We start from the raw sequence: 12,104 nt of genomic DNA on the forward strand, positions 1-12,104 counted from the left end.
CATCAATTTTTCTTTGACACATCTTCTCAAATCCCCTTGACAACTGCCATACAAGCTTAACTTGTTACCAATGATGCTACACCGACGATACGCAGATGAGTTTAGCCGTCGCAGAAGCGATCGTCAGCCGAGAACCTTGGACGCCGGAACTTTTAGCCACCAAATTTGTTGCAGCTTTTCACCGCGATCGGCGATTTGGTTATGCTGGTAAACTTTACGATTTTTTGCTACAAGTTCAAGACGGCAAAGAATTCTTAGCAAAAATTCACTCCGCTAGCGATAAAAGCGGATCTGCGATGCGAGCCGGCCCCATTGGCATTTTTCCTAGTATTGAAAAAGTCATCGAAAATGCTACAGTTCAAGCTGCAATTACTCACAACACTCCCGATGGCATTAAAGCAGCTATAGCGGCCGCTTTGATGTCTCATTACTTTATTTATCAGTTAGGTTTAAAGAATAATTTGGTAAATTTTCTAGAAAGGCACGTTGCTGGTGAGTGGTCGATACCTTGGCAAGGAGAAGTCAGCACTAAAGGTTTGGTCTGTGTTAGAGCCGCTATTACTGCTGTCATGCGAAATGATAGTATGAGCAAACTGCTCCAAGATTGCATTGCCTTTTCGGGAGATGTCGATACAGTAGCAACTATTGCTTTAGCTGCTGCTTCCTGTAGCAGTGAAATTGCCCAAGACCTGCCAGAAAATCTGGTGCAAGGATTAGAAAATGGATCTTACGGTCTAGATTATATCATAGAACTGGATCGACAGTTAATGAATTGCAGGAGCGGCTTCTGACTTCTTCCTGATATCTGTTACATCCGTTAAATCCCTTACACTGCGCGTTGCCCAGCTTTTTTCTATTAGGATTAAGGCCAACTGTCACAAATAGGGTTAAATTTTAGGTATGTAGTTGCGCTTCAGCGCTCTTAGCTTAGGAAAGAGCGCTAAAGCGCAACTACATACCTTTGTTTGATTTTCCAGTTGGCCTTAGTCCTATCTATTATGAATTTGCCTAATTTGATTACTTTTTCTCGCTTACTGGGAGTGCCTTTTCTGCTCTACGGTTTGTACGACCCAAGCGCGCAAAGCCGCTGGATTTGCACCGCTATTTTTGTGGTAGCTGCGGCTACTGATTGGCTGGACGGCTATTTGGCTAGGAAGTTGAATCAAATTACCGATTTGGGAAAGTTTCTAGACCCTTTGGTGGATAAATTGTTGGTGCTCGCGCCGCTTTTAGTGTTAATTGAGTTGGGGAAAGTGCCGGCTTGGGCAGTGTTTTTAATTTTAGGTCGGGAGTTGACAATTGCAGGGTGGCGTGTTAATAAAACTACGATTTCTGGAGCTAATATTTGGGGCAAATTGAAGACGGTGAGTCAGATTGTGGCGATCGCACTTTTAATTGCTCCTCTGTCTGATGCGTGGAATTTTCCCGCATTAATTGCTTTTTGGGTTTCTGTGGCTTTAACTTTGATTTCTGGGGCTATTTATCTGTGGCCGGAAAAGACTGCTGAGGACAAGTAATATCAATTCCGGTTGCACTCATACCCGAATTGTTGACTGTTGACTGTTGACTGTTGACTATTTGAACAATACCGATGCAAGCGAAAGCGATATAAAGGGGAGAAAGTTAATTGTTTTAATGCAAGTTTGCATTTCTATGTGGAGAAAAGAGAGGCGATCGAACTTTAGTAAATATCAGGACAATCGCCTAAAATTCCCATTAAACTAAGCCGAAATTAAGCGAGCTTTCGGTTGAGGAATATAACGCCCCAATTCCTGAGCCGTCTCAATCCACTCCTGCATAATAATCTCGATATTTTGTAGTGCTTCTTGATAAGTTTCGCCATCCGCAGCGCATCCGGGTAATTCCGGCACTTCGGCAATAAATGCTTGGTCTTCTTGACTCCAGTAGAGGATAATTTCATAGCGAAGCATCGTTTTCACCTCCTAGTTGGTGTTTGAGAATTACCTCACGAATTTGCCTGACTTGATATGCTTTGGCTTGGGAGCCTTTGGGTTGAAGATTTAGGATTTCTTCAACACCATCTTTAGCAAATATGTGGTGACTGCCGCGAATCCGTTCCTCTCCTCAAAGCCGAGTCTGCGTAAAAGTTGGCAAAGTTGAGCAAAGGGTATATTGGCGTCGGAATTACCAAGTAAGATTTTAGCTAGCAGTTTGTCTGGTTGACTCACGCTCTGTCCAAGTTATCAGTTATTTTATGATGACATATTTCTGAGTTGGCGATCGAAAGTCATTCGTCAGAAATCATTCGCCAGAATCAAAAATTCTGACGAATGACAAATTCCTTAATAATGAGTCCCAGATTTTCGGTAGTGCACCGCTGTCACGCCGTCATTTTTGAGCAAATGACCGTTGTCAATCGCCGCATAAACTACCCAGTGATCGCCGCATTCCATCCGACTTATCACTTTGCATTCCAGATAAGCTAGAGCATCAGTCAAAACGAGACAGCCGTTGCTAGCTTCCATTGTTTCGACTCCCGCAAATCTGTCTTCTCCCGGAGCAAAGTTTTTCATGAAATACTTCCGCAACTGTCGCCCTTCTGCTAAGATATTCAGCACAAATTTATCTCCGGCGTACATCAAAGATTCGATCGATCGATCTTTCGCCACCGCAATCGTCACGCCGGGCGGATTAAACGTTGCTTGCGACACCCAAGAAGCCAGCATCGCACTGGTGACATCCTCCCGCTTCGCCGAGACTACGCACAGCGAACCAACGAGTCTCCCTACTGCTTGTTCAGTGCGATCGCTCCCTGCTGCTAACTGCGGTTTCGGTGCCCGCAATTTTTGCGATCGAATCAAAGCTTGAGCAAAATCCGTTCCCGTTTCTGTACACTCGTGAATCGTCGCAGCAGTCGGCTTAAATTTAGCTCTAATCGGTTCAAATCCGATGCGATAGCCGGCATCTTTCAACTTGTTTTCCACTAAGTCGATCGCCTCTCCACTCCAGCCAAAAGAACCGAAGACGCCCGCTAATTTGCTCTTAGTTGCGGTAGATAAAACAATTCCCAAAGCAGTTTGAATTTGCGTCGGAGCGTGTCCTGCTAGCGTGGGAGTTCCGATGATAAATCCCGCACATTTTTCGATCGCCTCTTGAATTTCTCCCGGTTCGGCAAATTCGCAGTTGATACTTTCCACCGCAACCCCCGCCCTAGTAATTCCTTTGGCGATCGCCTGCGCTAAAGTAGCCGTATTTCCGTAAGCCGAAGCATAAATCAAAGCAACTGTCAAGTCTTTTGAATTTTGTTGCTGGCTCCATTCCCGATACAAATTGCTCAGTTCGTGGAGGCCGTAACGGACGATCGGGCCGTGACCGGGAGCATAAAATGCTGTTGGCAAATCCGCTAATTTATCCATTGCCCCCAGCACTTGTTTTGCCTGAGATGCGTGCAGAGAATCGTAATAATAGCGCCTGTCTTCGCTGTAAACGCTCCAGCCTTCATCGAATACTTGGTCGCCGCAAACGTGAGCTCCAAATAGTTTGTCAGTGAACACGATTCGAGTTTGCGGATCGTAGGTGCAAAGTTGATCGGGCCAGCGAGGAGTCGGAGTCGCGATGAATTTTAAGGCGTGACCTTTTCCTAAATTGAGAGTTTCTTCTCCCCGAACGATCATAATGTTTAATTCTTGGTCGGGAAATGCCGCTCGTAAATTAATCGCCGCTGGATTCGTGCAAACCAAAGCTACTTGAGGAGCTAAGTCTAACAGAGCTTTAATTGTTACTGACCTGTTAGCATTGAAATGCCCCAAAATTATGTAATCCAGCTTTGTCAAGTCCACCCGTTGCTGCAAATATTCCAGGTAATTTTCAGTAAAAGATTCCCCCGGCGGGTCGAACAAAGCAGTTTGGTCAGCTTGAATAATATAGCTATTTGCTGTCGTACCCTTTTGCAGCGAATACTCGACTTCAAATTTTAGTCTGTCCCAAGTGCGCGAGCGCACAATAAAAGTATCGAGTGCGATCGGGATAAACTGCACGTCGCGGGGTTTAGCATCAGATCCGAGCCTAGGAGTCAAAGTGTTAGTCATTAATTGCACCTATGAGAAACTGAACTACAGAACTTCTTTTGATTTCGTGCCAAAACTTGGTATCTACAATGTCAAACCTTGCACCTCTACCCTGTAAATTTGTATCCAGGTCAATCAGAAATTCCCGGGTTTTCATATCGTCCCCAATTTGGATAAAGCTGACTCCAATTTCTTCATCTTTATCTATTTTATTTGCCGCAGTTACAAGAATTTCGGCGACAGCAGCGGTCTTTTCTGGTTTTTGATCTAGGACTGCAACAATTATTGCTCCGTTCTTCCCTTTGGCATTTGGTTTGCTTGCGAAATAATCACTAAAAGTTGCTTTCAGAGCTTCTTCCAAATTAATTGCAGTCGGGTTTGCTGAATCCTGTTCCGTATTTTGTCGCTGCAAAATTTCAGCTAACCGGGCAACATTTGAATTTTTATACTTCCACATAGGAGTAGAAGCTTCGTAAAGGGTGATGCCGTCGCTGTCAAATTGCTGACATTTTTTTGCTAAGTCGATCAGAGATGCCTGTGCTTCTACCCAATCCTCGTACCAAGGATGTTGGGGGTCTCTGCTGGCATCGCTTCTGGCAATAATAATTGTGTAATCTCGGTCTTCTAAAAGATTGGCAGGCATTGGCAATTCCCCTAGTTAAAATGGAGTCTAAATGACAACGGTTTGCCCGGTTTGCTGCTTGTGGCGCACCCAACACCCAGAACCAGGTAAGGTGCGCCACAAGCACCCAACGTTGAGAGTTTTTGCGTAGCCAGTTGCGTCCTGGACTGTAATTGTAGGGTGCGTCAGTAGATAGTCGATGATGAAGTCGAATAAAACATCGGCTGACGCACCTTACTAATACGTTTGGGGTGTGTTGACTCAGACAGTAAATCAATAATCGTTGAATTTCCCTCTTGCACCTGACAACTGCCAACAGTCAACAGTTAACTGACAACAGTCAACTGTCAACCGTCAACTGACTTACTAATAGTGATTTCCCACTTTGCGGTGGTGAACTGCCGGCAGTGCATCGGGATTGGATACGCGGCCGTTATCGACGATCGCATATACGATATGATGATCTGAAAGTTCCATCCGGCTGACTACTTCGCACTCCATGTACGCCAAAGCATCTGTCAAAATCGGAGAACCGTTGGTAGCAGGTTGAGTTTTAACTCCGGCAAATCGATCGGCACCTGGAGGAAAACGCTTCAAAAAGTGCCTCATCAAGGTTTGATAATTGCCTTCTTCGAGCACGTTGAGAACAAATTTATCTCCCGCGTGCATCATCGATTCGATCGCCCGATCCTTCGCAACTGCTATTGTTAAACCCAGCGGTTTAAAACTTGCCTGCGTTACCCAAGAAGCCAGCATCGCACCGCTAACCTCGCCTTTTTGAGCGGTAATGATGTACAGTCCGCCGCTGATCCGTCCCAAGGCTTTATCGAGGTCGCTGTCGAGAGATTTCATCTGTTTGACAGCCTTATCCCGCGTCAGCCACTGTCCCAAGTCGGTGCCGGCTTCGTCGCAAAGTTGATAAATCGGTTCCGTCGGCGTTTCTTTAATTACAATGTTGGGAAATGCTTCTTTTAAACCCAATTCTTTGAACTTGTTTCCCAGCGGGTAAATAGATACATCATCGCCGCCGCCGGATTCGCACAAACCGAAGGATTGTTTGTTGTTAGCTGCAACTAAAATTGTGTTGATGGCAGCTTCGGCATTCGCAGCAGCAGTACCGCCACTCGGCGGCGAACAAATTACAATGCCGACAGCATTACCGACAAGTTCCGCAACTTCTTGCAAGTCGGCGGTTTTCAAATCCATCATTTCCACAGCGACACCGGTTTTGGTGATACCGTGGGCGATCGCCTGACTGAGCCGATCGCTAAATCCGTAATCGGAAGTGTAAAATACCGCTACAGTGGTTTCTGCCTTAGCTTGCTCTTGACTCCACTTTTTGTAGCGCCCGGTGAGCTCGACGACGTTGTACCTCAGCAAGGGGCCGTGACCGGTCGCAACTGTGCCGATTTCTCCCAATTCTGCCATCCGTTTCATTGCACTGAGTACCGATCGAGCATTGGGAGCCATCAAGCACTCATAATAAAAGTGGTAATCTTCCTCAACTGCTGCTAAATCGTCATCGAAGGTGCTGTCGGTACAGTAGTGCATCCCGAAAGCGTCGCAGGTAAACAGCACTTGAGTTTTGCTGTCGTAGCTGAAAATAGTATCGGGCCAGTGCAAGTTCGGGGCCGATACAAATTCGATAATGTGGCCGTTTCCTAAATCTAGTTTGTCCCCATTTTTGACTACCAATCGTTCAAATGGTTGGTGTACAAGATTTTCTAAAAATTGAATGGCTACTTTCGCGCCAACAACAATCGCTTGGGGTGCCAGCGCCAACACGTCTTTGACTAAACCGCTGTGGTCTGGTTCGGTGTGGCTGATAATTAGATAGTCAATCTCTTTGGGGTCAATTTCGCCCGTCAGAGTTTCCATGTATTGCTGGCGAAACTTCTCGTGCGAGGTATCGACGAGGGCTGTTTTTTCACCGCGAATGATGAATGAATTGTAAGTTGTACCGTTTTTGAGTCCGAATTCGATGTCAAAGCGGTCTCTATCCCAGTCCAGGCATCGAATTGCCGTTGTATCAGAGGCAATTTCGACTTTTTCCACCGTCAATCTGCGTTGGACTCGTTCAGTCAGCGCTACCATCAGTGCCTCCTTGTCTGTTACCCATTACCTTATTGTCTTCATTCTGACACGTTTCTTTTGTAAATTTTTATCAAATTTCCTATCACTCTGTTAAGTATCTCTAAAGTGATATCGATCGGTATTTGTAACAGCGCCCAAAGGTCGCCGTTAAAGACTTGACAAAAAGCTAATATCTGTGGTAATCAAGCCGAGTTAGCTCGGTTGGACGATCGCCCCTTTAGAAGACTATCAGTCAAATGCGATGCTCGATCGCGCGGCGATTTGGATTAGGGACAAAGACTCAGTTTGTAAGTCAACCTAATCAAACGTAAAACGCGATCGCGCTCTCTTATCCCCGATTTCTTTAATCAGTCGGGGATTTGGGGATAATGATAGAATAAAACAATTCTCAATCCACAAGCAACAATCGACTCATTGATGTAAAGCTATGTCTGAAAGTTTCTTTGAGAAAACTAATTTGAGTTGGTAATTAGGACAGTTGCAACAGCGAGTAGAGGAGTGGTGGGAACTAAAAACTGCCCAAAATATACCGAATGTGAAATTGCCATCTTGGTTTGATTCCCCCATCTTGTGGGCGATCGCTAAAGCAGCCTTTTGGTTAATCTTAGCCTTGCTTGCAGTCTGGGCGAGTTGGCAGATTTGGCAACTGTCGCGTTTTTATATTCATAATTTTAAAAATAGGAATCAAACCACTGATGGCAGTGCCAAACAAACCATTAAAGATTTGTCCGTAGCAGAGTGGTTGTTGGGATCGCACAAGTTGCAGCAGCAAGGGAAATACCGCCAAGCTTGCCGCTGTCTTTACATGGCGGCGTTGCAGCGGTTAAATGATACCGGAACTGCGATCGATCAACCCAGCCGCACTGATGGCGAATATTTGCAATTAATCGAGCAATTACCCCAGCCAGCGCCTTACGAAACTTTGATAAAAATACATCAACAACTATATTTTGGGAATAGGGAAGCTTCCGTCTCAACCTTTGAAGAGTGTCAGCAAGCTTATCAACAAATTAAGGATTAAGTAGGTAAGCACAAAAAAACAATAATATCCAATCGATAATTAGAGGGGCAGCTTTTACCAAAAATTATTGCCAAAAACCGACAATCTCAAAAACCCCCAGCCAATGGCAAATCGCAATCTAATTCTTTGCATATACAAGGGTTCAAGGTCGTACTCGAATAACGCGCGTAGCATCTAAGAGTACGACCTTGAAATGGTTCTATCAGACCGAAGTAGCAAATGGGTTGAAAGCCACGAAACTAGCACCAGCAATGGGATTAGGGTCGATGTCGCCCACAATCAGCCCTGTAGGTGAATCCCATTAGTTGTCGGTGCCAGCGACTGTCACACAGCGAAGATTTTACCTGCGTACCTCACTTTCTTGAAAAAAGCTGTAGTGAGGAGCCAGACTGATAAAAAGCATTTAACTACTTGCGGGACATATTAGTAGAGCAATGATTCCTCGCCCTACTAACAGCCTTAAAGCAAAGTAATTTGAGTCGATGGCGGATTGGCGATATTCGCACCGGGGCCAAAGCCTAAACTCACCCCCCCACCAGTCAAACCAGGAAGATTGTTAATCATCAGACTAACGCTAGTTGCACCGGGATTAAAGTTAACCGTGCCTCCAGTAAAATTCCCCGATGGACTAATGTTGTAGTCTATGGTGTTCGTAGGTTGACCAGAACCAGGAGGAACAATCAAATAGTCGACCGAAGCCGAAACCGAAGTATTGCCAGTCCGATTAATTGTAAAAGTTCCAGAAGTACCATCAGCAACAGAACCAGGAGACGGACCGTAATAGAAGGAAGTCGGAGCCACAGCAGTAGGATCGATAATGCTCAAAACAGCCAGTGACGGACTAGCCACACTGCCACCACTCAAGAACAAACCCACCGTTTCATTATTAAACTCCGTGAGAGTGTCAAATAAAGTTTGAACCGGAACTTGTACGCTAGTTTGTCCGGCTGCAAAATTGATCGCTTGAGCCACACTGACGTAATCCGCTTGAGAACCCGTAGACTGAGCACTACCGTCAGCCGTGCTGAACAAAATTGCACTCGCTGCCGTAACGTTGCCACTGCGATTGATGGTAATCGACGCACTGCTGCCCTCGTTGACGCTGTAATTAGCCGCACTGAAGAAATAGTTTGGAACGGCCGTTGGCGCCGGAGTTGTCCCCGGAGTTGGCGTCGGAGTCGGCGTCGGAGTTGGCGTCGTCCCAGTTGTCGCCACATCATTAATCGTCAAAATTGACGGACTACTGCCGACATTGCCACCGAAGAGCACCAAATTCACCGTTTCCGGCGATTCCAATGTCAAATCACTCAAAGCCGTCACGGTGAAACTAGCGGTAGTTTGCCCCGCAGCAAAATTCAACACCCCCGCCGACGTTCCAGTGTAATCCGGTGCACTGCCTGTTGAACTTGCCGAACCGTCAAGAGTAGAGTAGTTAATCGATCCAGCCGCCGTGCCACCGGTGCGAGTAACGTTAATCGTCGCCACGCCGCCTTCAGCCACCGTGTAATTTGGTTGGGCGAACTGGAAGATACTTGGAGATGTCGGAGTCGGCGTCGGAGTTGGCGTCGTCCCAGTTGTCGCCACATCATTAATCGTCAAAATTGACGGACTACTGCCGACATTGCCACCGAAGAGCACCAAATTCACCGTTTCCGGCGATTCCAATGTCAAATCACTCAAAGCCGTCACGGTGAAACTAGCGGTAGTTTGCCCCGCAGCAAAATTCAACACCCCCGCCGACGTTCCAGTGTAATCCGGTGCACTGCCTGTTGAACTTGCCGAACCGTCAAGAGTAGAGTAGTTAATCGATCCAGCCGCCGTGCCACCGGTGCGAGTAACGTTAATCGTCGCCACGCCGCCTTCAGCCACCGTGTAATTTGGTTGGGCGAACTGGAAGATACTTGGAGATGTCGGAGTCGGCGTCGGAGTTGGTGTCACATCAATGCCTTGATATTGAATACTCCGCACTAGGTAGTCAGAACTATCGGTTTTGGTGGAGGTAGCGAGGTAGGCAGCGGTGGGGTTCGCGTAGGCTGTGGCGGAAAACCGCAGTTCGTCAAAAGCAACGCTAGTGGAATTTGCTTGTATCTGGAATGTGAAATCGCCATCGGCACGATCGCCAGTGACAGTCACTCCATTTGAAGACACACCGATCGGTTTTGGAGCGCTCGGAGCATCGTTGCGAGTGATCGTAAAATTGCTGGCCGATACCGGCGCCCCATTATTAAAGAGTTGCAGCAAACCAACTTCATCGCCTTGATCGTTCACTGTAGAACTTGATTTGGGAAGTAATCCACTCAGGCCGATCGTGGCGCTAGTGATGTCTTTGTTATCTGCCCATTTCACCTTCAGCACCTGAGATTGATTGGTGTTGGGGTCATAGTTGATTTCCGCCCGCAATTTATTGACATCGGTAAACCAACCACTATAAGAGCCTAGGACACCAATACCACCGGTACCGCCGTAGCTCAACCCGCTTTTAGGGGTTTCGTTCGTTGCTAACGTGAGGTTGCTGATGGGAGTAGGGTTAGTGTAGTTCGTTTCAAAGCCATCAAAAGCTATCCCAGACAGTTGGATGCCTTGATTCTGGGCGGCAGTAGGCCATTGTGCGATCAGGTCACTAATGCTGCTGTAATTAGTGTTTTGACCCAAAGAACCAGTGATTGAAGTAGCCATAGCTTCTGTTTTAATGATGAGTAATTAAGGATTAGAAGTGACTGAAAACCAGAGGTTGGGCTTTCTTGTAGCGATCTGTCACTGCAAGAAAAATTTCGTCCTCAGTACGTGCAGGTAAATCAAGTAAAAATGCTTGCCCAATAAGCATCTGAAGGTATGATTGCCCCCGATCGAATGTAGAGTGTAAATAATTACACTTATTTACATAGAGATGTTTAACTTTCATCATCAATAAGTTTTATCCGGAAAAAGTGCGATCTTTTTTTCAGCCCTATAAAAAGCGGGTTTTCCACATCTGTAGAGGAGACCTTAAATCCCAGATGCCGGCCCCCCAAGAGGCAGCGTTCACTGCTTCAGCGGACAAAAGTGAATCAGCAGAGACAGTTATAAGTAAAAATACTCAGTAATTTATATGTCTAAGCATAACCCAGTTGGGAATTTCTGAAAATTGAGGTTCGGGCGTAAGTTAAATCTGATTCCATTAAAAATGCGATGGTAAAAAACCAAGTTTATTGGTGATCCGTAATGTGATTTACGATTGCTAAAATATCTCAAATGGGTTCTATATGAGGAGTGAGTTGATTCATTCAAAACCCCCCTCATGTTATATTTATTTGTACTTACTTAACGACTGGTGAAATTTTACAAAAGTAGGTTGTGGTTGTTGGGAGCGATCGCCCTTACGGCAATAATTATCATTAGCCTGCTAATCTGTTCGGGAAATAGACTATAATAGAAGAAACTTGATTTATTCAATTCTTACAAAAATGCCAGCCAAAAATCATCTCAATCCAAAAGAGATAGAGAAATTACAGAAAGCTTTTAAAGAGGAATAACACAGAAATATCAGAAAAATAATTCTAATTATCTTGGAAATTCCTGATATATTGCACCCTTTTCAACAAGCTTTTTATGAACAAGCTTTTCGGCCTGTTATTGAGAATGGTGCAACATATGAGGTCTGCCATACTTACTATGCTAATTTGTTGCAAACAACGCCCAGCATCCTTGTAGAATAAAGTTTTTTAGCAATATTTTAGTTAAATTAATTATTTTTTTGATTCAATTAACGCTGTTGGAGGCTGTTTGACTCGTTAAACTAATATTTTGGCTTACTAAGTAAGGAAGAGCCATTTTTATAAAGTTCTCATTTTTACACAGAGCTAATTTTTGAATAGTAGAAGCTGGCAATCAAGCATCAAATTTAGCTTAAAAAAAACCAAAGATTGTGATTATTCTTGCTCGTGCTAATTTTCATAATAAAAAAGATTCCCTGGATAAAATTGAAACATCAATGCCAAATCTTCATGGATAATTTATCCCAAAATACAGCCTCGGACTATAATAACTTAATTGAATGGCTATGCCATTCGACAAAAAAATATATTGCTAATCGACTGTTTTAATCAGTGGCAGAGGTAGAATATTTATTGCATCAGCTTTTAAATGAAGGAATGTTAATTATTAAATGGAGTCGAAAACTTTAAAACAAGGGTAATGCTTGTATCACAGTTTAAATGCACAACAGCTTAGAGGTTGTATATCAGGCTGATCGGCAGCAAGTTAATAATTAATATCAAGTCCGGTTAATTACTGGAGTTTAGACTAAAAAATGGTCACAGCTAAAAGTAGCTGCCTTTTAACAGAAGGCAAGCTGTTGCTC

General features: G+C 44.8%; 7 protein-coding genes and 1 pseudogene. 3 read left to right on the forward strand and 5 right to left on the reverse strand.

The annotated features are described in order from the left end of the window. Nucleotides 1–89: 89 nt before the first annotated feature. Both QUA78_RS30220 and pgsA read left to right on the forward strand, forming a co-directional pair. A pseudogene (locus tag QUA78_RS30220) lies at nt 90–791 on the forward strand (ADP-ribosylglycohydrolase family protein); the annotation flags it as partial. Between the two features lie 207 nt (nt 792–998). Further along, complete coding sequence (gene pgsA, locus QUA78_RS30225) at nt 999–1,517, forward strand: CDP-diacylglycerol--glycerol-3-phosphate 3-phosphatidyltransferase (protein ID WP_333305426.1); 519 nt, start codon at nt 999–1,001, stop codon at nt 1,515–1,517. Nucleotides 1,518–1,721: 204 nt separating this feature from the next. On the opposite strand, the gene QUA78_RS30230 is transcribed toward pgsA, so the two are convergent. From QUA78_RS30230 to QUA78_RS30245, 4 genes are all read right to left on the reverse strand, one after another. Further along, nucleotides 1,722–1,931 carry a type II toxin-antitoxin system HicB family antitoxin gene (locus QUA78_RS30230; protein ID WP_333026737.1) on the reverse strand — a complete coding sequence of 70 codons (210 nt, stop codon included), beginning with the start codon at nt 1,929–1,931 and terminating at the stop codon, nt 1,722–1,724. Nucleotides 1,932–2,303: 372 nt separating this feature from the next. After that, entirely contained in the window at nt 2,304–4,049 is a 1,746-nt protein-coding gene (locus QUA78_RS30235) for a diflavin flavoprotein (protein ID WP_333305424.1), read from the reverse strand. Then, nucleotides 4,042–4,671: a hypothetical protein gene (locus tag QUA78_RS30240; RefSeq protein ID WP_333305423.1), complete on the reverse strand. Its 630-nt coding sequence runs from the start codon at nt 4,669–4,671 to the stop codon at nt 4,042–4,044. Before QUA78_RS30240 ends, QUA78_RS30235 begins: the two co-directional genes overlap by 8 nt. Before the next feature lie 345 nt (nt 4,672–5,016). Beyond that, nucleotides 5,017–6,744, reverse strand: coding sequence for a diflavin flavoprotein (locus QUA78_RS30245; RefSeq protein ID WP_333305421.1), 1,728 nt, complete (start codon nt 6,742–6,744; stop codon nt 5,017–5,019). Between the two features lie 478 nt (nt 6,745–7,222). On the opposite strand from QUA78_RS30245, the gene QUA78_RS30250 reads away from it, so the two are divergent. Continuing rightward, nucleotides 7,223–7,765: a DUF4129 domain-containing protein gene (locus tag QUA78_RS30250; RefSeq protein WP_333305419.1), complete on the forward strand. Its 543-nt coding sequence runs from the start codon at nt 7,223–7,225 to the stop codon at nt 7,763–7,765. Between the two features lie 459 nt (nt 7,766–8,224). On the opposite strand, the gene QUA78_RS30255 is transcribed toward QUA78_RS30250, so the two are convergent. Beyond that, nucleotides 8,225–10,441, reverse strand: a complete 2,217-nt coding sequence (locus QUA78_RS30255) for a Calx-beta domain-containing protein (protein WP_333305417.1) — start codon at nt 10,439–10,441, stop codon at nt 8,225–8,227. Between the last annotated feature and the right edge of the window lie 1,663 nt (nt 10,442–12,104).

It is taken from the genome of Microcoleus sp. K4-B3, from assembly GCF_036704615.1.
In the GTDB taxonomy this organism is placed as follows: domain Bacteria; phylum Cyanobacteriota; class Cyanobacteriia; order Cyanobacteriales; family Microcoleaceae; genus Microcoleus.